The 19,266-nt window shown below is 61.1% G+C and carries 35 protein-coding genes and 3 tRNA genes; 11 read left to right on the top strand and 27 right to left on the bottom strand.

All coding sequences use genetic code 11. From position 1 onward, the window contains the following. Positions 1 to 56 precede the first annotated feature (56 nt). The 22 genes from FXV83_RS16395 to FXV83_RS42755 form a co-directional block, all read right to left on the bottom strand. A complete protein-coding gene (locus tag FXV83_RS16395) occupies positions 57 to 242 on the bottom strand; it encodes a DEAD/DEAH box helicase family protein (protein WP_148740446.1) in 186 nt (61 codons plus the stop codon). After that, positions 242 to 919, bottom strand: a complete 678-nt coding sequence (locus FXV83_RS16390) for a P-loop NTPase family protein (protein WP_148740445.1) — start codon at positions 917 to 919, stop codon at positions 242 to 244. The genes FXV83_RS16395 and FXV83_RS16390 overlap by 1 nt, the downstream gene beginning before the upstream one ends. 247 nt (positions 920 to 1,166) lie before the next feature. Further along, a complete protein-coding gene (locus FXV83_RS16385; protein WP_148740444.1) occupies positions 1,167 to 1,715 on the bottom strand; it encodes a hypothetical protein in 549 nt (182 codons plus the stop codon). A gap of 13 nt (positions 1,716 to 1,728) precedes the next feature. Further along, positions 1,729 to 1,956, bottom strand: a complete 228-nt coding sequence (locus FXV83_RS16380) for a hypothetical protein (protein ID WP_148740443.1) — start codon at positions 1,954 to 1,956, stop codon at positions 1,729 to 1,731. Further along, the gene (locus tag FXV83_RS16375) at positions 1,946 to 2,281 is read right to left on the bottom strand and encodes a thioredoxin family protein (protein ID WP_148740442.1); all 336 of its coding nucleotides are present in this window, start codon (positions 2,279 to 2,281) and stop codon (positions 1,946 to 1,948) included. Before FXV83_RS16375 ends, FXV83_RS16380 begins: the two co-directional genes overlap by 11 nt. Further along, positions 2,278 to 2,688, bottom strand: a complete 411-nt coding sequence (locus tag FXV83_RS16370; RefSeq protein WP_148740441.1) for a hypothetical protein — start codon at positions 2,686 to 2,688, stop codon at positions 2,278 to 2,280. Before FXV83_RS16370 ends, FXV83_RS16375 begins: the two co-directional genes overlap by 4 nt. Positions 2,689 to 2,745: 57 nt before the next feature. Further along, a complete protein-coding gene (locus tag FXV83_RS16365) occupies positions 2,746 to 5,256 on the bottom strand; it encodes a tail fiber domain-containing protein (RefSeq protein ID WP_148740440.1) in 2,511 nt (836 codons plus the stop codon). A 20-nt stretch (positions 5,257 to 5,276) separates the two neighbouring features. Further along, positions 5,277 to 5,350, bottom strand: a tRNA-Trp gene (locus tag FXV83_RS16360). Between the two features lie 108 nt (positions 5,351 to 5,458). Further along, positions 5,459 to 5,533 (bottom strand) — tRNA-Met (locus tag FXV83_RS16355). A gap of 856 nt (positions 5,534 to 6,389) precedes the next feature. After that, positions 6,390 to 6,653, bottom strand: a complete 264-nt coding sequence (locus tag FXV83_RS16350; protein ID WP_148740439.1) for a hypothetical protein — start codon at positions 6,651 to 6,653, stop codon at positions 6,390 to 6,392. 3 nt (positions 6,654 to 6,656) lie between these two features. After that, a complete protein-coding gene (locus tag FXV83_RS16345) occupies positions 6,657 to 7,013 on the bottom strand; it encodes a hypothetical protein (RefSeq protein WP_148740438.1) in 357 nt (118 codons plus the stop codon). Next, positions 7,010 to 7,489: a hypothetical protein gene (locus FXV83_RS16340; RefSeq protein WP_148740437.1), complete on the bottom strand. Its 480-nt coding sequence runs from the start codon at positions 7,487 to 7,489 to the stop codon at positions 7,010 to 7,012. The genes FXV83_RS16345 and FXV83_RS16340 overlap by 4 nt, the downstream gene beginning before the upstream one ends. Positions 7,490 to 7,703: 214 nt before the next feature. Then, positions 7,704 to 7,862, bottom strand: coding sequence for a hypothetical protein (locus FXV83_RS42760; protein WP_187435950.1), 159 nt, complete (start codon positions 7,860 to 7,862; stop codon positions 7,704 to 7,706). 7 nt (positions 7,863 to 7,869) lie between these two features. Continuing rightward, the gene (locus tag FXV83_RS16335) at positions 7,870 to 8,133 is read right to left on the bottom strand and encodes a hypothetical protein (RefSeq protein ID WP_148740436.1); all 264 of its coding nucleotides are present in this window, start codon (positions 8,131 to 8,133) and stop codon (positions 7,870 to 7,872) included. Between the two features lie 12 nt (positions 8,134 to 8,145). Beyond that, positions 8,146 to 8,220 (bottom strand) — tRNA-Gly (locus tag FXV83_RS16330). A 3-nt stretch (positions 8,221 to 8,223) separates the two neighbouring features. Continuing rightward, the gene (locus FXV83_RS16325) at positions 8,224 to 8,484 is read right to left on the bottom strand and encodes a hypothetical protein (protein ID WP_148740435.1); all 261 of its coding nucleotides are present in this window, start codon (positions 8,482 to 8,484) and stop codon (positions 8,224 to 8,226) included. Next, entirely contained in the window at positions 8,468 to 8,686 is a 219-nt protein-coding gene (locus tag FXV83_RS16320) for a hypothetical protein (protein WP_148740434.1), read from the bottom strand. Before FXV83_RS16320 ends, FXV83_RS16325 begins: the two co-directional genes overlap by 17 nt. Beyond that, a complete protein-coding gene (locus tag FXV83_RS16315; protein ID WP_148740433.1) occupies positions 8,676 to 9,110 on the bottom strand; it encodes an Ntn hydrolase family protein in 435 nt (144 codons plus the stop codon). The genes FXV83_RS16320 and FXV83_RS16315 overlap by 11 nt, the downstream gene beginning before the upstream one ends. Beyond that, positions 9,107 to 9,289 carry a hypothetical protein gene (locus FXV83_RS16310; RefSeq protein WP_148740432.1) on the bottom strand — a complete coding sequence of 61 codons (183 nt, stop codon included), beginning with the start codon at positions 9,287 to 9,289 and terminating at the stop codon, positions 9,107 to 9,109. The genes FXV83_RS16315 and FXV83_RS16310 overlap by 4 nt, the downstream gene beginning before the upstream one ends. Next, positions 9,289 to 9,567, bottom strand: a complete 279-nt coding sequence (locus FXV83_RS16305; protein ID WP_148740431.1) for a hypothetical protein — start codon at positions 9,565 to 9,567, stop codon at positions 9,289 to 9,291. Before FXV83_RS16305 ends, FXV83_RS16310 begins: the two co-directional genes overlap by 1 nt. Before the next feature lie 51 nt (positions 9,568 to 9,618). Then, positions 9,619 to 9,867 carry a hypothetical protein gene (locus tag FXV83_RS16300; RefSeq protein WP_148740430.1) on the bottom strand — a complete coding sequence of 83 codons (249 nt, stop codon included), beginning with the start codon at positions 9,865 to 9,867 and terminating at the stop codon, positions 9,619 to 9,621. Beyond that, a complete protein-coding gene (locus tag FXV83_RS42755; RefSeq protein WP_187435949.1) occupies positions 9,860 to 10,015 on the bottom strand; it encodes a hypothetical protein in 156 nt (51 codons plus the stop codon). Before FXV83_RS42755 ends, FXV83_RS16300 begins: the two co-directional genes overlap by 8 nt. A 296-nt stretch (positions 10,016 to 10,311) precedes the next feature. Between FXV83_RS42755 and FXV83_RS16295 the strand changes: the two genes are divergently transcribed. The 5 genes from FXV83_RS16295 to FXV83_RS16275 all read left to right on the top strand — a co-directional run bounded on the left by FXV83_RS16295 (position 10,312) and on the right by FXV83_RS16275 (position 12,414). Then, on the top strand, positions 10,312 to 10,494 hold the full coding sequence (locus FXV83_RS16295) for a hypothetical protein (RefSeq protein ID WP_148740429.1): 183 nt from the start codon (positions 10,312 to 10,314) through the stop codon (positions 10,492 to 10,494). Positions 10,495 to 10,662: 168 nt separating this feature from the next. Beyond that, positions 10,663 to 11,106, top strand: coding sequence for a hypothetical protein (locus FXV83_RS16290; RefSeq protein ID WP_148740428.1), 444 nt, complete (start codon positions 10,663 to 10,665; stop codon positions 11,104 to 11,106). Next, positions 11,103 to 11,366, top strand: coding sequence for a hypothetical protein (locus tag FXV83_RS16285; RefSeq protein WP_148740427.1), 264 nt, complete (start codon positions 11,103 to 11,105; stop codon positions 11,364 to 11,366). Before FXV83_RS16290 ends, FXV83_RS16285 begins: the two co-directional genes overlap by 4 nt. Positions 11,367 to 11,407: 41 nt before the next feature. Further along, positions 11,408 to 11,752 carry a hypothetical protein gene (locus FXV83_RS16280; protein WP_347341064.1) on the top strand — a complete coding sequence of 115 codons (345 nt, stop codon included), beginning with the start codon at positions 11,408 to 11,410 and terminating at the stop codon, positions 11,750 to 11,752. Between the two features lie 98 nt (positions 11,753 to 11,850). Further along, entirely contained in the window at positions 11,851 to 12,414 is a 564-nt protein-coding gene (locus FXV83_RS16275; protein WP_235939704.1) for an ATP-dependent DNA ligase, read from the top strand. 37 nt (positions 12,415 to 12,451) lie between these two features. Here the strand turns inward: FXV83_RS16275 and FXV83_RS16270 are convergent, their stop codons facing one another. From FXV83_RS16270 to FXV83_RS16260, 4 genes are all read right to left on the bottom strand, one after another. After that, entirely contained in the window at positions 12,452 to 12,910 is a 459-nt protein-coding gene (locus FXV83_RS16270) for a hypothetical protein (protein ID WP_148740424.1), read from the bottom strand. Between the two features lie 19 nt (positions 12,911 to 12,929). Then, positions 12,930 to 13,187, bottom strand: a complete 258-nt coding sequence (locus FXV83_RS45665; RefSeq protein ID WP_488226262.1) for a Y16D family protein — start codon at positions 13,185 to 13,187, stop codon at positions 12,930 to 12,932. Between the two features lie 389 nt (positions 13,188 to 13,576). Then, positions 13,577 to 13,984, bottom strand: a complete 408-nt coding sequence (locus FXV83_RS16265) for a hypothetical protein (protein WP_148740423.1) — start codon at positions 13,982 to 13,984, stop codon at positions 13,577 to 13,579. Positions 13,985 to 14,061: 77 nt separating this feature from the next. Further along, the gene (locus FXV83_RS16260; protein WP_148740422.1) at positions 14,062 to 14,388 is read right to left on the bottom strand and encodes a hypothetical protein; all 327 of its coding nucleotides are present in this window, start codon (positions 14,386 to 14,388) and stop codon (positions 14,062 to 14,064) included. 174 nt (positions 14,389 to 14,562) lie between these two features. Here FXV83_RS16260 and FXV83_RS16255 point away from each other — a divergent pair, with 174 nt between their 5' ends. Beyond that, on the top strand, positions 14,563 to 14,769 hold the full coding sequence (locus tag FXV83_RS16255) for a hypothetical protein (protein ID WP_148740421.1): 207 nt from the start codon (positions 14,563 to 14,565) through the stop codon (positions 14,767 to 14,769). Between the two features lie 21 nt (positions 14,770 to 14,790). Here the strand turns inward: FXV83_RS16255 and FXV83_RS16250 are convergent, their stop codons facing one another. Further along, positions 14,791 to 14,985 (bottom strand): hypothetical protein, encoded by a 195-nt coding sequence (locus tag FXV83_RS16250; RefSeq protein WP_148740420.1) that lies wholly within the window; start codon positions 14,983 to 14,985, stop codon positions 14,791 to 14,793. A gap of 1,735 nt (positions 14,986 to 16,720) precedes the next feature. Here FXV83_RS16250 and FXV83_RS16245 point away from each other — a divergent pair. From FXV83_RS16245 to FXV83_RS16225, 5 genes are all read left to right on the top strand, one after another. After that, a complete protein-coding gene (locus FXV83_RS16245; protein ID WP_148740419.1) occupies positions 16,721 to 17,341 on the top strand; it encodes a hypothetical protein in 621 nt (206 codons plus the stop codon). A gap of 81 nt (positions 17,342 to 17,422) precedes the next feature. Continuing rightward, positions 17,423 to 17,782, top strand: coding sequence for a hypothetical protein (locus tag FXV83_RS16240; protein ID WP_148740418.1), 360 nt, complete (start codon positions 17,423 to 17,425; stop codon positions 17,780 to 17,782). A 57-nt stretch (positions 17,783 to 17,839) separates the two neighbouring features. Further along, complete coding sequence (locus FXV83_RS16235) at positions 17,840 to 18,058, top strand: hypothetical protein (RefSeq protein ID WP_148740417.1); 219 nt, start codon at positions 17,840 to 17,842, stop codon at positions 18,056 to 18,058. 637 nt (positions 18,059 to 18,695) lie between these two features. Continuing rightward, the gene (locus FXV83_RS16230; protein ID WP_148740416.1) at positions 18,696 to 18,938 is read left to right on the top strand and encodes a hypothetical protein; all 243 of its coding nucleotides are present in this window, start codon (positions 18,696 to 18,698) and stop codon (positions 18,936 to 18,938) included. A 119-nt stretch (positions 18,939 to 19,057) separates the two neighbouring features. Beyond that, positions 19,058 to 19,264: a hypothetical protein gene (locus tag FXV83_RS16225; RefSeq protein WP_148740415.1), complete on the top strand. Its 207-nt coding sequence runs from the start codon at positions 19,058 to 19,060 to the stop codon at positions 19,262 to 19,264. Positions 19,265 to 19,266: the final 2 nt, after the last annotated feature.

Here is a 19,266-nt window from a genome sequence, read left to right as displayed (position 1 = left end):
GGCGAGTCCGTGATGATGTAGTCGACCTTGTCGACCAGGCATCGCTGTCGTCTCTCCTACTCGGCGAGAACGTGGAGCTGGTTTTTCAACGTGCTCCAGTTCTCGTCGTAGGACAGCTCTTTGGCGTACTCCACCACCAACTCCGCCTTCAGCCCGGCGAGCTTCATAAGGAAGAACAGACCGGCTGCGGTCGTGCTCTTCCCCGAGCCCGGGCCTCCGATGAGGTTGATGACGAGGGCCATTAGACGATGTTCAGCTTGGTAGCCTCGTACTGGGCGAAGACGCTCTTGAGCCAGTGGCCGACCTTCCCCCTCATGACGAAGGAGTCGCCGGTCTTGGCGTATTCCGAGAACGACGTGGCCGCGGCCTCAACGTATTCGGTTGCGCGCTCATCCAGCTTCGGGATGTCGATCAGCGCGGTGCCGGCCTTCATCGCGTCGGTCGCCACATTGAGGCCGGCGAAGAACGCGGCGTCGTTGGTGTGGTTCTTGACGATGAAGTGCCGCGATCCGGTCAGGATCTTGGCAGCGACCTCGATCTCGCTGAGCGACTGGACCGTGCTGCCGATGACCTGCATCGTGGTCACGTTCATCTTGCCGTCCTGCACCATGGCAAGCAGGCCAATCTCGCTCAGCAGGGTCAGCGTCGGGGTGAGCAGGCCTGCCTGGATGTCGATCACGGTGACCGGATGCTTCGGCAGCGAGTCGAACACCTTGATCTGGCCGTCCGAGCTGGACAGGTCGATCACCTCGGTGACGTCCTTGTGGAAGCGGATCAGGTTGCCGGCGGGCTGCTGCGTGTCGACGGCGCGGGCATCGACGCCGACGCTCTTGAAGTAGTCGAGCACGGTGCGCGCAACGACGGTCTTGCCGACGCCGCCCTTATCGGCGCCGACGATGACCAGGTGGGGAAGTCCCATTATCAGTTCTCCTTTCGTGGGTGGTTCAATGGCCGGGATGTCCTGCTCCTGCGGGACTTCCAACGGCTCTTCGTGTCGAGGTGCAGCGGGAGCCGCCACTTCTCGCTTGGCCTCGGAGAGGTTCTTCGAGTGCCAAAGGCTTTTCTCCATAGCGTCGCGACGCTGCTGGCGAATGGTCTCGGTGACGGCTCGAGTTCGGCGCCGGTCGTTGGTCATTGGGATCTCTCCTACGACCGGTGCTCGATCGTCAGTGGACGCTTTCCTTCTTCGCCTCGGGCTTCGGCTCGGCCGACTTGCGCTGGGCAATCTCCATCAGCTCCGCCTCGCTCATTTCAGCGACGGGCTTGGAGATGTTCATGTTGGTGGTGCTCTCGTCCTTCTGGCCGAGGTAGTTCTTGCCGAGGAAGATGGCGGCCGGCGCATTCTTGTCGGCGAGCGACAGCTGTTTGCGTCGGAGCGAGACCTTGGCGTGCATCAGGCCGTCGTCCCAGACGTCCCGGGCTTCCTGACATTCGGAGATGAAGGTCTGAAACGTGCGGCGGGAGACGCCGAGCACGGCTGCGACCTCTTCCTGGGTACAGAAAAGCTTGCCCAGCTCGCCGATCGTGCGCAAAGTCGCCTCGTCGGGCTGCAGTTTTGCCTGCGCCGCGCGTCGCTTGATCGGCTGGGCCAACACCTCGTCGAGGTACTCGGTCTCCTTGTTGTCCTTCTTCTGCTTGTCCTGGGCGGCAGCGGCATAGGCAGCCGCCTCCTCCTTCGTCGGCCGTCCCCGGCGACGTGGCGGTAGATCACTCATTTTCTTCTTCTTGTTAGTTGCGAGTGGCCTCGATTACGGGTGCGAGGTCGCTCATCAGCATGGTCACGACGATGCCTTCCGGAGGCATCTCGATCAGAATTTCCTCAGCCTCGCGGGGATCGTCCGTCTCCATGTCGAACCGATCGATCATTGCAACGATCGGCGCGGAAAACCCGCCTTCGAAGACGATGTTCATGGAGTTGAAGTCGATGACGAAGCCTTGCTTCGCCTCATCGCTCATTTCGGAGGCCTGCGATGGACTGCTTCATCCACTCCACGACTTCCGCTTTTGATCCTGAGCCGGTGCGTGTTCCTGTCACGATCCCTCCGTCCAAAGCCAAAAGCGCGGGGATCTGAGAGACCCGATACCGCTGGGCCATCAGCTGACAGTGTTCCACGTTGGCCGTGAAGAATTGAACGCGGTCCCCGTATTCTTGCTCGATAGCGTTGAGCATCGGGGTCATCGCTTTGCATGGCGCGCACCATTTGGCTTCGAATTTGATGACGATGGGCTTCTTGGCCGCCGAGAGTTCGGAGACCATCGAGGTGTCGGTGATGGGCTTCATCGGGAGAAAATCTTCTTGATCGCCGAGACGCCGGCGACGCCGCAGATCGTCATGACGATGTTGTATTGCATGTCGGCATACAGGCCCGGCAACTTGGCGACCTGCCAGCTTCCGACCTCGTGGCCGAGCAACGGGATGCTGTCGAAAACGACAGCGGCGACGTGGATGATGAAGATTGCGAAGGCGGTCGGCACCATCCAGGCGGTGAACCAGTGGTCGCGGTCGTCCTTGCGCATCTCGGCCGCCATTCTGGCGACCTCGACCTTGTATCGGAGTTCGGCGACATTCAGCGTCACGTCTCCGCCGACAGCAGCCTTCCACTTCTCAAGGTCGGCATCTGTCTTCTTGTTGAGCCAGTTCAGAAGTCCTGAGACGAGACCCGGGATGAGGGATAGGAGGGCGAACATCGTTCTAGCCATGTTGACCGGAGCCGCGGTGAGGCAGCTCCGGTTGGGTTGAGTGTGTTATCCGTCGAAGCCGTTGGATCGCGCCCAGCTCAGGAGCCCGTCGATCTTCGCCTGCTGCGCCTTGATGCCTTCGATGAGGACGGGCACGAGCTTGTCGTAGGCGACCACGCGCCACTGCTTGCCATCGTTGTCGTCATCGGGAATCGAAAGACCAACGAGTTCGGGCAGGACCGCCTCGACCTGGTCGGCCAGGACACCAACGTCGCGCTCTCCAGGACGGCCAATCAGCTTCGTCTTGTGGTTCCAGGTGAACCGGACACCATCGAGCTTGCTGATGATGTCGAGCGCATCAGAAATGACGCTCACATCGTCCTTCAGATCTGGATCCGAGTACGCCGAGATGTTGCCGGCTGCGACCATCGAGCCGTCTGACGCCGAGTACCAGGACCAAGCTGCTCGCGACCAACCTCCCAGGCCGAAGTAGCCGTCCGAACGAATGCCAAGCTTGATGGCATAAGCGTTGTTGTAGAAGGTCAAGCCGGCCAGACCGCCATCGCCGGTACCGGCGGCTCGGCAAACGAAGCTACCAAGTGAGCTGCCGTCGCCCGCCACCATGGCCAAATTGAGCGTGGCGCCATACATCACACCGGTCATCGTCCCGCCACCGAGCGGCATGTAGTTGCCAGGAGCGAAGTTGCCGGTGTGCCAGACGGCGTTGCCACCGACCGTCAGCGTCGTGAAGGCGCCAGCCGTGAAACGAGAGTCGTTACCCGCAGCGACGGTGCCGGCGGTCGTGCCGACGTTCTGGGTCGCGGCGTTGCCGAGGCCGAGATTGGTCCGGCCATTGCTCTGCTGGGTGGCATCCAGGCCCTGCGCGTTGGTGTCGACCCGGAGGCGGTTGCCCAGGGCGGCCGAAACCGTGGTCGAGAAGTTCGCATCGTTGCCGAGAGCCGAAGCCAGCTCGTTCAGAGTATCGAGCGTGCTCGGAGCCGAGTTGACGATGTTCGCCACAGCCGAAGAGACGTAGGCGGTGGTAGCGACCGGCGACCAGGCTGCGCCGGAACTCTTGGTCTCGATGACACCCGCATTGTCGCGGATGCCGTAGCCGCTGGTGCCGGGTGTTGCACCGAAGCTGAGATAGCTGCCCGCCTCAATACTGACATTTCCGGTGAAGGACGGCGACGCAACAGGAGCACGAGTGGTATCCGTGCCGTGCCTGTGATCCTCCCTCGCGTATTTCGCTGACGTACCAACGTCGGCCGCGCCATCCACGAGCGGCAAGGCCGAGGCAGGCGTCATCGCGCCCGCTGATGCAGCCGCCGCCGCGGCGGAAGCAGCTGCGTTGCTTTCGCTGGTGGCCGCATTCGATGCGCTGGTGCTGGCTGCGTTCTTGCTTCCCAGAGCCGATGCGGCGCTGTCGGATGCGGATGATGCCGATCCAGCGGCAGCCGTCGCGCTCGCGCTCGCATTGGTCTCGGACGTAGCCGCCGCCGAAGCCGAAGCAGCAGCAGCGCTCTTTGACGCAGCCGCGTTCGTCTCCGAGGTATGAGCGTTGGAGGCGCTCGTTGACGCATCCGCAGCCAGGGTGGTCATTTCCGCCAGTGCGGTTTCTACATCGCCTTTGGACGACGCAGCCGCGGCGGCAGAAGCCGCAGCATTGACTTCGCTGGTTGCCGCATTTGATGCGCTGACGGCAGCATTGGTCTCGCTCAAACTAGCTGCCGAGGCACTCATGGCCGAGGCGGATGCCGATCCGGCAGACGCTGCTGCGCTGTCGCTGGCATTCGTCGCGGACGTAGCCGCCGCCGTCGCCGAGCTTGCCGCGCCATTCTTGAACGAAGCCGCATTCGTCTCAGACGTATGAGCAGAATCGGCGTAGGCTTGCGCCGACAGAACATTGTTTGCGATCGTCAGCATGTCGGCGGGATCGACTGCGCCGAGTGGACCTCGCTCGCCCTTTTCTCCGCGCTCGCCCTCAGGTCCGCGCAGACCTTGCGGGCCTTGCTCTCCCCTGAACGAGCCCAGGTCGACCCAGCTGGAGTCCAGCCACGCCCACCAATGGCTCGTGGTTTGCACAAGATAAACGTCGCCCTGGCTCGCGCCCGCCGGGAGAAGGTCCACGCTCCAGACAACGCCCTTCAGGTAGATGCTGTGACCGTCGCTGCCCTTGTCGCCCTTCTCACCACGGGCGCCGCGTGGTCCCGGCAGACCGGGATCGCCAGCAGGACCCTGGATGTTCGGGAACATCTCCCGGAGCTTCGTGAGCGAAACGGTCTTCGCCGCACTGTTGACGTAGATATCGATCTTGACGTCGTCTTCGCTTGGACCATCCGGCACGCCCACAGGGGCCTGCTCGGATGCGAGCGCAATCTGGCTGTTCAGGAGCAGATATTTGGCGCCGCCTGCCGTCAGATTGATGATCGAATTTACGCCGAAGAAATCGAGCCCGAGGTGGATTCCGTGCGGGGCGATGACGCGGTAGCGCGACGTTCCGGCAGTCGCCGGATTGGACGCCGACGTGTCGCTGACAGTCGCATCCTGCACTTCCGATGAGTTGTTCGTGGCCATGGCTCTTCTTGTTTTTTTATTGGCACCGGGGGAGAGACTCGAACTCTCGCAGCGCAGTTTTGGAGACCGGCCGCCTACGCCGGAGGACCCCGATGCATGAATTTTCAATGGCGTGTGTGTTGATCCCCCTCTCCGATTTCTTCACGCGACGGAGTGACCAGTCGTCGGTACGCGGGGGAGCGTGCGCCTTGCGGCTTGAATTTGGTGCCGGGGGCAGGGATCGAACCTACGACAAGCGGATTATGACCCCGCTGCTCTACCGCTGAGCTACCCAGGCGATGCCCGCCGCCGATGGGCGACGGGCTGTGCTCGACAACGCGAGCGCTCGGCTTGACGCATGGCCTGCATTTAACCAGCCACCCCTATGTCTTCAGGTGACGATCGGCTGGCACCGAGGGAAATGTATGAGAGGCTCCACCGTGTTTTACGGCAGATGGATTTAACCCGACGTGCGCGCGAGCCGGAGGCCTCTCCAGGTGGGATCGATCCAATCCAGAAGTCGATCGATCTTGCCTCGACCGCATCGCGTTTTAACAGGATCAGTGTTCCCCCTCAGGGGCCGCTTTGAGGAATTACGAGGGCTGCGGGGCTACTGGCTTACCCGTTAGAGCCGACACCGTTGCCGGTGCGGTAGACCACCTGTGTTCTTGAGACGTTTCGCGACCGGAAAGGTCTTTCCAGAAACGGGCAACTTATTTCCGAAATCGAACGAAGCGAGATCAGAGAATGACGAGAACGGTCTTGAGCACGACAACCGCCAGGATGGCGTTGACGGTCGCGACCGGATGCGCTGCGACCCAGGCGGTCGCATAGTTGTAGACGGACTTCACGGCGTCCATGACAGATCCTTCGATGGTTGAAACGGTTGGGTGCCCGAGGTTTTGCAGTAAGCTGATTTGTCCTCGGGCGCGGCGGGGTAAAGGAGGAGAAACCCCCGCCGCAGGCCGGGCCACGAGCAGACGGTCAGGGCTTCTATAATCCCTGCTCCCTGTCTGCGACTCCGGGGATGGTGGTTCGGTTAGCCGCCAGCTTTCTGGCGACGACGGCGGCGCTTACGCTCGATGCGCAGCTCCGTGAGCTTGGTGTTCTTAGACACCTTTTTGACGTGCTTCTTGGCCATTTTTCTTTCTTAACTAGGCGACGTGCTCCTGAGGGATCTTCCAGTGCGGCGGCACGGTAGTCACCGACAGGCACAGGTTCGGGACGAGCACTCCGAGCACCCAGTCGCAGTGAGACCGTTCGACGCCCTCGCTGGGCCGCACGAGCTTGGCGTGCCCGATGAGCTTCTTGATGGGCTGCCCGTAGATGACGGGCTCCCATTCGTTGGGGTTGAGTTTCAGCAGAGCAATCATCGCTTCTGCCTGCCTCTTCGTAGAGGCGACCATTGCGTTCAGCATGGATCAGGCTTTCTGGGCGACGGCGCGGTCGATCCAGGCGTAGATCTCCGGGTTGTCCCGGCGAGCCATGATCATGACCGGCGTCAGACGGTTCACGACCGTCTCTTCGTTTGCCCGGGACTTGAGCGCTGCTGCGTGCCAGCAGGCGTGGTTGATCTCGTGCTCAAGGACCTCAGCGAAACCGCTGTCAGGCAGGTCGTCGCGCACGTAGATGATAAAGTTGAGACGGTCGCACAGACCGAGGCATTCCTTCTCCTCAGCCTCGGCTGGATCCCAATGCACCAGCGTGTAGACGAAGATGCCGATCTTGATGATCGACGGCAGCTTCCGGCGATCGGGAAGCTTTCGGGACCGGCTCACAGCAAGCTCTCCAGGCCGCAGTAGCGGATGCCGAGCGCATGCAGAGCGCGCGGTCCGACATAGACGATGTCGGGATGTGCGATCTTGGGGTCATCACCATTCCAGCCGACGCGCTTGAGGTAAGCGCGGAACTTGCCTGGATAGAGATTCCACATGAGCGCCGAGAACTCTTCGGCGTGCGACCAAGTCACGGAGCCATCAGGGTCGACGGTACGGAGCGAAGCCGTATGAAATCCGAGCTTGGCATTCGACGTGATGCAAACGTTCTTCTTGGGGACGATGCCGAGGAAGATGGTGCAGGACGAATCGCACTCGCCGTTGATCACGATCTTCTCGCCGCTGTCCCGAATTTTCGAATACTTCTTGACGAAGTCCACGATCACCCCACCGGGGTCTTTCTCGATGAGCAGCGCGTGGGATGGCGACACGGCAGCAGTCATCACCAGGCCCGCAAGGGCCAGTGCTAGAGCCTTCATTGTTGTGCTCGGGTTTTTGGGAGCCGGCTATTCGTCAGCTGAAGAGGTGCGCCATCGCGACGAGGAAGAAGACGAACAGCAGAGGCGCCAGGATGATTAGATCGTCAAATGTGCTTCGGCTCCACATGGCGCACCTCGAACGGGTGGAAAGCCCGCTCGATGGACGCCTGCCATATGGCGTAGCTGAACATCAGGATCGAGAACGGAAATGGCATCAGTCCTCGTCCTCTTCTGCGACCGGCTCTTCGAGAGCCGCGGCGAGGTGGAGACCCGCCTGTTCAATGCCGACAGCGATGTTGTCGAACGCTTCGGCGATGGAGTTGAGGCCCGCGTAGAGCGCGATGCCGATGATGATTGCTTCCCAGAAGCCCATGGTGTCCTCAGATGATGGTGAGCCAGCCGCCGGGGCGTACAATCGTCCGCCACTGCGTCGTGATCTGTTCTTCGAAGCGAGCAGCCTCTTCGGCGTCGATCTGCCAGTGCGGCCGGATGACGACGACGCGGTCGAACTGCTGACCGCGGGTGTCCGCGTCGTGGCGGATCACAGCCCAGATCTCGTCCGAGAGACCGAAGGCGGCGCGGTACTGCGCAGCGATATCCTCCGAGGCGGCGATGATCGCGCACCACGGTTTGACGTTCCTCATTTTCTGATCCTTTGGAGCGAGGGGTGGGGCTCGAACCCACAACCACCTGGTTGGAAGCCAGGCGCTCTACCGTTGAGCTACCCCAGCAATTCAGCGTCGCGTCTTCGGCGGCAGCCACGGGTCGGCGAAGACGCCCTTCTCGCAGGCGACCGCCTGCACGGCTCGCGTAACCTCGTCGATCCGGCCTTCTTTGATTGCCGTGACGGGCGTGACGCCGCCGCATAGGTCGTTTGCACGCTGCATGAAGAACGCGGCCTCAGCCACCCCGACCAGCGGGTCGAGGATCTTCATGAGCTGGTAGGCTTGCATCGCCTTGGGGCTGGTCGAGATCGGATCAATCTTTTCCGCCAAGGACCTTCTCCCCAATTTCCTTGCCGGTGATTGCGCCGGCACATGATCCGCACAGGATGCCCGGGTCGGGATGACCCTTCCGGAGCCGCAGCTTGCGGAAGGCGGCGCCGAACCAGTCGATGCCGCCCTGTGTCTTGCCGCACTTCGAACAGGTGTCCTTGGCCGGCTTGGTCTCGCAGTATCCGCAGCTGTCAGCCGTCATGGCGGACCACCTGGACCTCGCCGCCCGTGCCCGGGTCGTAGAGGCATGCGATCCGGATGGCTTCCTCGGCGTCCGCGCCAGCGCTCATGGCGCCGAATGCGTATTCCTTGCCGGAGCCGATCGCAGTGAAGTTGGGCTCGAAGACGAAGGAGCCGCCGAACTCGAATATCTCGACTTCGGGATCGTCTTTGCGAGCGATGATGGCATTGTCATACTCGCTCGGCTCGGGCATCTCGTCGTCCTTCTCGCCGTCCAGGAACCAGCGATGGAAGGCCTGGAGCCAGTTGAGATTGCCGGAGCCGCCGCACAGCGCGCCGTCGCTCTCGCGGCGAACGATCTTGGTGATGTGCCCCGTGATGGTCGAGCCCTTGATCATCAGGGTGTCGCCAGCGAGCACTCCGTCCTTGTAGGCGATTGTGGTCATAGCTCGATGATCTGCGTGAGTTCGGGTTCTTTGCCGCCATCGCGCAGCCGCCAGATGGTGTACGGCGGCTTCATGGGGTCGCGCTTGTTCAGGTAGGTGGCCAGCTCGTGCTTGACCGTGAAGGCCGCCTCGGGCGAGCCGTTGGTCATGACCACGTAGACGTAAGACGATCGCGCCATCACTCACCTCCGACCGAGATGGCGCCGATGACGGCCTCTACGACCTTCTCCATCGCGAAGCGGACGATCATGTCGTCAGCCATGTGCGTTGGCACGTCGTGGCAGGTGATGGTCGCCTCCTCCTCGGTAACCTCCGCAGGTCCAACGGGACCGCGGCAGGTGTCCGAGAAGCGCATCAGGCGGGTGTAGTCTGGGCGCCATGGCACCTTGCGCCAGCACGCGACTTCGGCCTCCAGCGCTTCGAGCGCGAGATCGACGAGTTCGTCAGGCACAGACATGCACGCCTCAAATGGTGACCCGGGCTGCCTGGGGCAGGCCGCGGGCTCTGGTTAAACTTTGGAGCCTGCCGCACGCAGGGCGGTAGCGATCAGCGCAATGATGGTGGCGGCGCCCATGGCGAGCATCGAGGCCAGCACCCAGTTGGCGGGGCGCAGCTCGAACGGGTCGGCGGCGTTTTGGATTTCGTCTGGGGGCGCGAAGCGCCCTCGCCGCATCCGCTCTTCGCGGATGAGTTCCTCGGCCCGCGCCAGGATCTTCTCCTTGCGCTCGGGCGACACGCCGCGCAGGAGGTCAGCCACGCAGACCTCCGAACAGCCAGACGACGAGGGTGACGACCAGGACCGTGACGATGGCACTGCCCGAGAGCAGCATCAGCTGCAGGATGGTTCTGCTGAGAACCATCAGGAACTCGATGTCTGCCGTCACGATGTCCTCCTCCGTTTGCATTCATGCAAGCGCCTGGACATGCCGAACTCGTGTCGCCTCGCCGGGCGCCATCGCGGCGGCAGCATGGGGTTTGTGGGTCCGGACGCCGCCCAACGTCCCGGCGTATGTTCCGGGCCATGTCCTGGGGCTTGTTTCCCGTTTGCACGAATGCTAACGGTAGCTGATCTGGTACAGCACCCTCCCCCTGTTTGTCAAGTCCGGCAAATGAAAATGCAAATGGGGACCGGTTTCAACACCTCGGAGGTATTTCCGGCCGATCTGTTGAAACCGCCGGCCGGCAGGAATAGGAACTGGTCATGACCGAGGACGAGATCGCATTCGAGAAGCTGAAGACCACCCTGCTGGCTGCCATTGGCAGGAACCGGCATGGCGTTCGGGTCACGATCGAGAGCTTCGTCGCCGCGGCCGAGCTGGTGAAGAACGACCAAGCGATGGTCTACGAGGCCGGCGGCCAGCTCTACATCAAGGAACCGGAATGACCAGCCAGCGCCCTGCCCCGTAAGGGGTAGGGGATATGGTTCTTATGGTGGAAGGTTCTATAGGGAGGTTAAAGGTGTGAACCAGGTTCACATCGGGTGTGAACAAGGATCACACCCCCCCTGTGAACGAGGATCACACCTGTGAATGCCGATCACACCTGAGAAATCATGAGCCATCTGCATCGCAAGCCCGACAAGGACCCACACCGAGCCGGCGGCTGGTTCGTCTACTGGGGTGACGTGCGGGTCGGTCACATCGCAAAGCGAGCCGGCATCCCTAACCACACTCCGCAGTGGGGCTGGAGCTGCGGCTTCTACCCCGGATGCGAGCCGGGCCAGTCGACGACCGGGACAGCTGAGAGCTTCGAGGAAGCCAGAGCCGGGTTCGAGAGGGACTGGGAGAAGCTGCTCGCCACCCGCACCGAAGAACACTTCGAGGAGTGGCGACGGTCTCGAGATTTTCACGCCTGGAAGGACAAGATGCACGAGGAGAAGCTGTTCTTGCCGACGCAGACACGAGGAGCGCCGGCCAGGTGCTTCTGCGGCGAGTTCATCACCATCGCGTCTCAGGACGAGCACATTCACTGTGCCCACCGGGGGATTGGCGCATGAAGCTCGCAGAGGACCGGCCCTACGCCAAGCCAGAGGCCGCGGCGAAACGGCTGATGCATATCTGTCGCGAGGTCGAGCCCGTGCAGGACGGCCGGCTGCACATCGAGAAGATCAACTACCCCTTCCTGTTCCGCGACGGCGCCAGCCCGGCTGAGTACAAGGCCGGCCTCGACTTCCTGATCGGGCGCAAGTTCCTGGAGATGCACGAGAGCGGAACCTACGTGCGGATTCTCGACAGCAACGACTCGCGTTCGGGTTAACGGTCCCATACCTTGGACTCCGGTCAGTGGAGTTCATGCGTATGGCCTCGCCGTCAATCGTGCCGAACGATCGCCTCGACAAGGATTTCTACCTTGTGCTGGAGGACTTCAGGAGCGGCGCGGCCTTCCGCGAGACCGACGAAGGGATCGACTATTCCACGCTGATCGAAGACCTCCTCCGGGGCGAGTACGACCAGGTGCTTCGGGTCGTCGCCTTCAATCCGGCTGAGGGCTGGTCGAGGGATGCCAGCGAGGACGTCGCCCGCGAGCTGGAGCGCCGGATAGGCACCGAGGGCCGGGAGATATCCGACGCGCTGCAGGACTTCATCGAGAGCCAGGTCGGCCGGAGAATCGGCGTGCAGCTGCCGCTGCCGCTGCAGCTGTGACTGTCAGAAAATTGGGTACGTTTTTCGGACAGACTCGACTCTCCGGCGATCATGCATATCTGCCGCGCATGTTTAGATTTGAGTATTGCAAACCTGTAATGCGCAAGGTGGTGCCGAGCGGGCCGGACTGGATCCACGAGATCAAGTACGACGGCTACCGCGGGCGCGTGGTCCGCGATGGCAAGGACGTGAAGGTGTTCTCCAGGTCGGGCCTCGACTGGACCTGGCGCTACCCGTTCATCGTCGAGGCCGCGCTGAAGATCAAGCAGAAGAGCTTCGTGATCGACGGCGAGATCTGCGTGCTCGACGTGCGGGGGGTCTCGGACTTCAACGCGCTGCACTCCAACCGTCACAATGACGAGGCGCAGTTCTACACCTTCGACATCGTGGCGCTCGAAGGCGATGACCTGCGGGAACTGCCGCTGTTCGAGCGCAAGGGAAAGCTTGCCAAAGTCCTGCACCGCCGGCCCGAGGGTATCTTTGTGGCACCGTTCGAACAGGGCGAGATCGGCCCGCAGCTGTTCGAGGCTGCCTGCCGCATGGAGCTGGAGGGGATCGTCTCGAAGCACCGCGAGCGGCGCTACCGATCACGCACCTGCGACTGGATCAAGGTGAAGAACCGAAAGCATCCGGCTTACAGCCGCGTGGCCGACCAGTTCTGAAGCGGCGCCTGACTTGCCAGTCCTTTGCGATCCCAGATCACTGCTCTATACAAAACGCACTCAGTTGAGGTGGGGCAACACCCTTGAGTTTTCGCTTTGCTTCTGACGAAAGTTCAGTGACTACCCATTTCTTAGGAGGTCTCGGTTTGAGCGGTTGACCTTCTTTGTCAACTGCATAAACGCCGGGGGCTTCTTGCCAATATCCTTTTTCATCTGCTTTAGAAACTCGGCCTTCTAAAACATCAGCCTTATCTTGTTCGTTCAAACGAATACGCTCGTTGTGAGCCTGCTCACCGGCAGCTTCGGCATGAGCCTTCGCCAGCAAGCACGCCTTTAAGCTGCTCATGGGAGTGTTGGTTGTCGCTGGAGGCTGCCCCTCCACAAACCAAGTGACAGACAAAACAGCGGGCTTATCAGCCACATCACCGGCATTCACCCCTGAAATGCTTGCGAGCAAGCCAGCAATAACGACAAGGTTTAGTCTTGGAGTTTTCATCTTTGCGTTCTTTCCCCAGTCAGTACAGGTCGTCGCTGCGAAGCTCGTCTGGTTCTTCTCTGTCTGGAAAATGTAGCCGATAGGCCTCCCGTCGATCTACGAACCTGTTAGTTGACGTGACGAAGCCCTGGTCGTCACCATGCGGTTGTTCACCCTGATATCCGTCCATCGCTTGAAGTGCGCGAACAGCATCAATGTGTCGATGGCCCCTGATGACCTTTCCATTGGAAGCACGAACAGCAGCACAAATAATTATTTCGGGCGAGGAGTCTTCCATGGCCACACTGATCTACGGATTGCCCGATAGTTTCAAGGGCCTTTCTTTGTCTCCAAGCACGGCGAGCGGCGATACCGGCCGCCGACGTGCAACTGGTTCAAGGTGAAGAACCGGAAGCACCCAGCGTTCAGCCGGGTGGCGGATCAGTTCGGTTAGATCAGCGCGGAGCGCTCGCTACCCATGCCCTCGACTTCTGGGCGTCCGGCACGACGTGGGTAATCGAGCTAGCTTGCAAACTACAAGGGCATCGTGGGCAACTTCAGAGGCTCGTTCGATGTCTCTGACACCAAGCTCCATCGCTCTAGTATAGAGGTCTCGAACAGCAATTAGGGTCGCCTCAAATTGCTTGTCGAGATCGCGCAATTCTTTGGGTGGTTTCGTCATCGGATTCAGGATCCTCGAGAACTCAAATTCCGACGGGCTTGCGCGTCTTTCTCAAGCAAGTCCTCAATCAGGGCGAGGCGCTGCTTGCGCTTTCGTAGCATAGCCCTGATCGCAAATTCATACTCCGCAATATTGGACAGCAAAAACATGGGAACCTTGATGATGGACACTATTCCGAACCAACCAATCAAATTGATAAAAGTAAAAAGCAGAAATTTCTTATGGATGCATGGCCCGCAAAAGTAGCCCTCCAGATGGTTTTCAGTCCGCGTAAACGCCAATCCGAAATTTGCAGCAAAGTGTGTTTTCGACGAAATAGCTCCCCGTTGCTTACACAATTGACATGGGTTGTTTAGTCGGTCGAGCCCTCGGCTTATTCGGAGTAATTTGGCGCGTTCGTCGCTGGATGCCATTGCCCCCTCCCGAAAACGATGGACGCATTCCTGCCAGCGCCGCGACAGTGTTGCAATAGTCCAGCGCGGAGCACTCGCTACCCATGCCCGGTTCTGACCCGGGCGTAGCCGAGCCTGGTCAGAAGGTCAGCCCAGCGGGGCGGCGACGACGACGGTGACCGCGGGCTCGGCGCCATGCCACGGCTGTTCTGGCCGCCGGAGATCTTCCATTCGAGGCGGCCAGGCTTGCGGCGGATCCTCGGCGGCTCCGGTTTCCGGTTCAGGCGCTTCTCGCGCTCGCGCCAGAGACCGACGCAGTGCATCGAGCAGAAGCGCTTGTTCTTCTGCCGGGCACCGATCGGGAAGACGGTCGGACAGCACTCGCAGCGGCGGCTCGTCGGGCGGCCCTTAATCTTGAAGGCCACCGAGCAGTCGTGCGAGCAGAAGCGCTGGTTCGGCCGGTCTCGACGGGTGAACGGGGTCTCGCAGTGTTCGCATTGCCTGGTCTGCCACATGCCGGCTCGATACCATCAGCGCGGAGCGCTCGCTACCCACGGCCGGCGTGATACCATGGTCTCGGCTTTACCGAGGGCATGATCATGACCGACAGCTCCGCCGAGCTGGCCAGGCTGATGAAGGTGAGCGAGGCGATCGTCGCCGAGCTGGAGCGCCAGGGCGTAGCCGACGCGGTCGCAGATCTCGGGTTCGACCCGATGCGGATGGCCAAGGCGGTGATACGCGCAGCGGACGGCGATGTGGTCCCCTTCCCCGGGGCCACGCGGCCGGGACCAACCTCTTCCGGTTAGCGCGGAGCGCTCGCCACCCAGCTACGGATCGTTGGCCGGCTCGACGCTCTTGAAGCGCCTGGCGAGGTGCCGCTGCGACAGATACTCCGCGATGCGGCGCGGCCGATCGGCGCCAGGCCTGAGCACATGCATCACCTCGTCCCGCAGGGCGAGGAGCCGGCGCAGCTCGTCGACGCGGTAGCCGATGATGGTGTCGTGTTGCCCGAGGCCGGCCATGGTTCTCCCTATCAGCGCGGAGCGCTCGCTACCCATGGGCGGCGGGCGTTCGGTCTCATGTATCAGGGCGAAGCCCTCGCTACACTCGGAAATCGGCCTTTTGGGACGCGGGCCGCCCCGATGGGGCCCCAAAACGGGGTGGGGTCTTTTTGCAGGCCACCCCTAGAATGCAAACGGCCAGAGAAGCCCCAGGAGCGGCCTCCCAGATCGGGGGCACTGAGCCAGCTCGGGGAGCGATTTAACGCATGGCGGGCCGCAGCTGTAGCACGGGGCTGCCGTTTGGGCGGGTGGGGTCCAAGCGCTTGTGATAAATGGCCTTTTGGGCGTGGGAAGTTTGGAGCGGACGGCCACACGAGGGGGCCATGTCAATAAAAAAAATCCTCTTCTTTTCGAAACTTTGAAATCTTTTTCTCGCCCGGATGAATACTCGAAATGATCAGAGACTAGACCAAAGTCTAAGGTTTGTTCTCATTTCGTATTCATTTCAGGGGACTTTCCAAAGGGAATGCAAATCAGACTTGCCGACTCGTCGTTTCACTCTGCTAAGTCTTTGATTTGCTTGCATTTTTGTTGCACGATTTTTGCTCTGAGAATGCAAGAGATGCAATTTTCGGGCTTCTAACTTGCTGATTTCATTGAATATTTTTTTCGCTTTCCAACCATGTTTTTGATGCTACGTTGTTGTCACTGAAGCAATGAAGCTTCGGGACCGAAACGAAACGGACTTCGGACTTACCTTCAAAGTCCTTTCGCTTTTGGTTTCTTGCACCGCGTTTGCAATATGGTTTGGTCCCGGGCTTGCCCGGGTAGGAACCGGCAGCAAAGCTAGGCGAGAAACTTTCGGGACATAGCTACCGCTTCCAAGTAGGGCCGAAAGCCCTAACCCTAACAGGGTTACCGGTAGCAATCGGCGATCTAGAGTCCCCTTAGTCGGGCTTGGCATTGTGCCACTAGATCGCGGGTTGTGAGGGAAAGGAAGTTACCGGCCAAGCTTGGCGGCTTGGTTAGGTGAAACGGTCTAGAGATATGCGCGGCTTGCCAGCATGCTCTAAGCGGGTTTCACAGTAGCGGCCTTAAGTGGCGATATGGTCCGGCAAGTTTCCCGCGTTCATGGCAACGCCTCTCGCTCAAGTGACGGACCTGTCACATGGGAAGGCCTATTAAGTTAGGTAACCCGGCATATGAGAGTATCGGAAATTACGCTATCAACCCTGTACGTTTGCGGGAATGGCGCATTGCCCGGCTAGTAATCGGACAATGCGCGACTCTCAAATGCAAGCCCAATGCCCGGGACTAAAGCCAAACAACGGCACATAATCCGGGACACGTTGCGCCGTCACGGTCCGACTCCATGACATAACGCAATGCTGCGGCCTCTGGTAGCGTGGTTCAACCGGGACCGTTGAGTCCGCCTCTATCCGCAATGGCATGCTTTGAGGCGCAACGGTCCGCCGGGACAGTGAAGCTTTTCAATAGCCTTTCAAGGTTAGCCAAGTGACGGACCGCGACGAAATTCTAACCGCGGTTTTTGCTTGGCCGGACTTGCGAGGAACTAGGCCTAGCCTTTCCCCCGGCTAACAACTCTCGAAATTCCCCAAAACCGAACCGCTCCGGGCGCCGACTCTGTCTGCGCTCGGAGTGTGTCTGCATGCCTCTCGCAAAGCGCTGCTTAACGCTCGCGTTTTCCGATGGGCGTGACCCCCATCTAAACCCCAAGTCAATCAGGAGTCCGACTATGTCCAAGACCACGACCGTTAAGGCTGCTACTCCGTCCGTCATCAAGCTCATTGACGGCGAAACCGCCATCAAGAAGGCGCTCGCTTCGATCAAGACTCGAGGTGCGACCCTGCAACGCGACATCCATGTCGCTTGCTGCTCCGTGCTCGCCCATGTCGGCAAGCATTCCGACATCCGCCTCGTGACGGAACTGCTTTCGTCGCTGCCCGACATGACGCGCAAGAATGCCGTCAAGGCGTGGTTCGAATTTTTCGGTCCCGTCACGTTCGCGGAAGGTGGCGACATCAAGTTCAATGGCGCCAACCCGGTCAAGCTGGGCGACGCCATGGCCAAGCCGTTCTACGCCTTCAAGCCGGAGGCGGACTACGTGCCCATGGACATCGCCAAGTCCATCGACTCGCTCGTCAAGAAGATGGAACGCGACCACAAGGAGACCGGCCGCGACCATACCAGCATGATCGCCAAGCTCCTCGCCATTCGCCCGGAAGGCGACGAGACCGCGGTCGAGCGCCAGAAGCAGAACGCCACCGCTGCGCGCGGCGCCAAGGCTCCGAAGGAAGCCAAGGCAACCCCCGCCACCGCTCCGGCAGCGTCCGCCCCGGTTGCGCAGGCCGCGTAACCCCACCCCACCACTGCCGTCCCTCCTCAACCCCCGCTCGGAGTCCGTCTCCGGGCGGGGTTTCTATTTGGACCACACGCCATGAGACCACCCATCGGCTACCTCCAGACCCAACACGACGGGTCATGGGTCACCCCACGCGACAGCTCCGGCCAGCGCCTTGAGTTCGTGCTGTCCCGCGCCACGCTCCGCCAGATCGAGACCTCGCCAGCCAACGCACGCCTCGTGTGCGTCCGCACCGGGCGTACGCTCGTCACCAAAGCCACCGTGCGGCAGGTCCGCACCATGCTCGGACATGAGCCGGTCGAGGCCACGCCACCCGTGCGCCCGCTCATCCGCAAGAAGCCGGCTGAGTGGTTCGCGCCCATCGTCTACCCGCGCCCCAATCGCCTCCTGCGCTCCGGCCACTCGCCGATCGTCGGCCGCATCATGGCCGGCTGAGCACGCCTCCACCCCATCCCCGCAACACCGATTCACCACACGCCAGGAATCCGTCCCATGTTCACCATCACCGAAGCCCGTCAGCGCCTCGCTTTGTCCGGCATGCGCCTCACTCGCCGTGACCGCGAGTTCCGCGTCGCCTTCGCCGAGCTGCCCTACTCCAAGGCTGAGCCCTCCGCCTACTACACCGACGATCTGGAAGACGCCGTGCTGACCGGCGCCCGGATGCGCGCCACCCCTCCGCTCGATGCCGCGCTCCAGATCCGCGCTCGCTAACCCCGAATTGGCGGCGTGCGCCCCGTCGACGTCCCGGCGCACTGGCGGTCCCTGACCAAAACCCCTGAAAGGAAATCCCATGAGAAGACTCTCCGCACTCGTCATCCCCGTCCCCGTCGCATTTGCCTTCCTGTGTGCATTTGCATACGCCGGCTGGACACTGGCAGGCAAAGTCGCAGCCTCAGGGCTGGAGGCGCACATAGCGCAGCTGACCAGATAACAAGATCTGGTAGGTGACCCCTCCAAAACAGGGTCTGGACCCCGCTTTCGTGATCATTTTGGCCCCCTCGGGCACTATATCTTGTGTCCGAGGGGGCCGTTTGTCCCATTTCGACGTGAAAATTAATCCGCTCTTTTATGGCGAGCGAAGTTTCGAGACGACGGCCCGTACGTGTCTACGCTCGAAATCCGTGTGTTTGCGTGCTGGTGAGTGCCAGAAACAGGCCGGTGTGGACTCCTCGTGTGTCTGCACCCTCCCCTGAGCCATCCCTACTGGCTGTGTCTCCTGTCCCTGCTGCTCCTCCTCCTGTGCCTCTTGCTTGAGGTGGTGGAGGTCCGGCGGCCCGCGAATGGCGGCGGCCCCGATATCCCGTGATTTCCAGCTGAAACGTGAAACTGAACCGCATGGAGGAACCCAATGCGTGAGCGTCTGCGCGCTCTGTTCTGTGCGTACTCTACCCGCACCAATCGGACCCCGAGCCAGTCGGCGATCCTGATGGAAGCCGGCTCCGTGGTCCTCTCTCCCCGTGTCCAGGACCAGGTGATCCAAGCCACGATCGAGGCCCTAGAGGCGGCCTTCGAAAATACCCCGGGGCGGTCCGAAATTCGTCGGCGGCCCATTTATTCGGGAAATATTCTCGAATTTCCGGGCGGGCGCTGAGCGCCTTCCGGACCCTCATCTTTTCGCATGAAAGTTTGGCTTTGTTAGGGCGAATTTGCTCTTGCATTTGCTTTAGCATTCGTGCAAATGCCTTCCCCACCGCTCAAGGAGCAACGTTCGTGACCAGACTCGTCCCACGTCCTCAACCCACCCTGACCGTCGTCACCAAGGACGGCTCAGTCGCACAGGTCTGCATGCGCTCGCTCCGCATCGCCCGTGAAGCCGCCCACGTCCTGAACGATGGCGGCAACTACCGCGCCGTGTTCGCTCGCCTCCAACCGCCCGCTCCCCGCGTCCCCCGCGGCTGGGCCTTCGTCGAGGCTTGAGC

It is taken from the genome of Bradyrhizobium hipponense (assembly GCF_008123965.1).
Classification (GTDB): Bacteria; Pseudomonadota; Alphaproteobacteria; order Rhizobiales; family Xanthobacteraceae; genus Bradyrhizobium; species Bradyrhizobium hipponense.
The sequence above is the reverse complement of the archived record's forward strand: the minus strand, read 5'-3'. Positions and strand labels throughout refer to the sequence as shown.

Coding starts and splice junctions, on each gene's coding strand:
- FXV83_RS16290 (WP_148740428.1), top strand. CDS start 10,663: ATGAGCCATCTGCATCGCAAGCCCGACAAGGACCCACACCGAGCCGGC.
- FXV83_RS16240 (WP_148740418.1), top strand. CDS start 17,423: ATGAGACCACCCATCGGCTACCTCCAGACCCAACACGACGGGTCATGG.
- FXV83_RS16380 (WP_148740443.1), bottom strand. CDS start 1,956: ATGAGCGATGAGGCGAAGCAAGGCTTCGTCATCGACTTCAACTCCATG.
- FXV83_RS16250 (WP_148740420.1), bottom strand. CDS start 14,985: ATGGCCGGCCTCGGGCAACACGACACCATCATCGGCTACCGCGTCGAC.
- FXV83_RS16280 (WP_347341064.1), top strand. CDS start 11,408: ATGGCCTCGCCGTCAATCGTGCCGAACGATCGCCTCGACAAGGATTTC.
- FXV83_RS16370 (WP_148740441.1), bottom strand. CDS start 2,688: ATGTTCGCCCTCCTATCCCTCATCCCGGGTCTCGTCTCAGGACTTCTG.
- FXV83_RS16255 (WP_148740421.1), top strand. CDS start 14,563: ATGACCGACAGCTCCGCCGAGCTGGCCAGGCTGATGAAGGTGAGCGAG.
- FXV83_RS16310 (WP_148740432.1), bottom strand. CDS start 9,289: ATGGCGCGATCGTCTTACGTCTACGTGGTCATGACCAACGGCTCGCCC.
- FXV83_RS16245 (WP_148740419.1), top strand. CDS start 16,721: ATGTCCAAGACCACGACCGTTAAGGCTGCTACTCCGTCCGTCATCAAG.
- FXV83_RS16265 (WP_148740423.1), bottom strand. CDS start 13,984: ATGGCATCCAGCGACGAACGCGCCAAATTACTCCGAATAAGCCGAGGG.
- FXV83_RS16320 (WP_148740434.1), bottom strand. CDS start 8,686: ATGACGGCTGACAGCTGCGGATACTGCGAGACCAAGCCGGCCAAGGAC.
- FXV83_RS45665 (WP_488226262.1), bottom strand. CDS start 13,187: ATGGAAGACTCCTCGCCCGAAATAATTATTTGTGCTGCTGTTCGTGCT.
- FXV83_RS16315 (WP_148740433.1), bottom strand. CDS start 9,110: ATGACCACAATCGCCTACAAGGACGGAGTGCTCGCTGGCGACACCCTG.
- FXV83_RS16395 (WP_148740446.1), bottom strand. CDS start 242: ATGGCCCTCGTCATCAACCTCATCGGAGGCCCGGGCTCGGGGAAGAGC.
- FXV83_RS16385 (WP_148740444.1), bottom strand. CDS start 1,715: ATGAGTGATCTACCGCCACGTCGCCGGGGACGGCCGACGAAGGAGGAG.
- FXV83_RS16375 (WP_148740442.1), bottom strand. CDS start 2,281: ATGAAGCCCATCACCGACACCTCGATGGTCTCCGAACTCTCGGCGGCC.
- FXV83_RS42760 (WP_187435950.1), bottom strand. CDS start 7,862: ATGGGCTTCTGGGAAGCAATCATCATCGGCATCGCGCTCTACGCGGGC.
- FXV83_RS16270 (WP_148740424.1), bottom strand. CDS start 12,910: ATGAAAACTCCAAGACTAAACCTTGTCGTTATTGCTGGCTTGCTCGCA.
- FXV83_RS16285 (WP_148740427.1), top strand. CDS start 11,103: ATGAAGCTCGCAGAGGACCGGCCCTACGCCAAGCCAGAGGCCGCGGCG.
- FXV83_RS42755 (WP_187435949.1), bottom strand. CDS start 10,015: ATGCAAACGGAGGAGGACATCGTGACGGCAGACATCGAGTTCCTGATG.
- FXV83_RS16335 (WP_148740436.1), bottom strand. CDS start 8,133: ATGAGGAACGTCAAACCGTGGTGCGCGATCATCGCCGCCTCGGAGGAT.
- FXV83_RS16350 (WP_148740439.1), bottom strand. CDS start 6,653: ATGCTGAACGCAATGGTCGCCTCTACGAAGAGGCAGGCAGAAGCGATG.
- FXV83_RS16305 (WP_148740431.1), bottom strand. CDS start 9,567: ATGTCTGTGCCTGACGAACTCGTCGATCTCGCGCTCGAAGCGCTGGAG.
- FXV83_RS16365 (WP_148740440.1), bottom strand. CDS start 5,256: ATGGCCACGAACAACTCATCGGAAGTGCAGGATGCGACTGTCAGCGAC.
- FXV83_RS16390 (WP_148740445.1), bottom strand. CDS start 919: ATGGGACTTCCCCACCTGGTCATCGTCGGCGCCGATAAGGGCGGCGTC.
- FXV83_RS16275 (WP_235939704.1), top strand. CDS start 11,851: ATGCGCAAGGTGGTGCCGAGCGGGCCGGACTGGATCCACGAGATCAAG.
- FXV83_RS16235 (WP_148740417.1), top strand. CDS start 17,840: ATGTTCACCATCACCGAAGCCCGTCAGCGCCTCGCTTTGTCCGGCATG.
- FXV83_RS16295 (WP_148740429.1), top strand. CDS start 10,312: ATGACCGAGGACGAGATCGCATTCGAGAAGCTGAAGACCACCCTGCTG.
- FXV83_RS16340 (WP_148740437.1), bottom strand. CDS start 7,489: ATGAAGGCTCTAGCACTGGCCCTTGCGGGCCTGGTGATGACTGCTGCC.
- FXV83_RS16230 (WP_148740416.1), top strand. CDS start 18,696: ATGCGTGAGCGTCTGCGCGCTCTGTTCTGTGCGTACTCTACCCGCACC.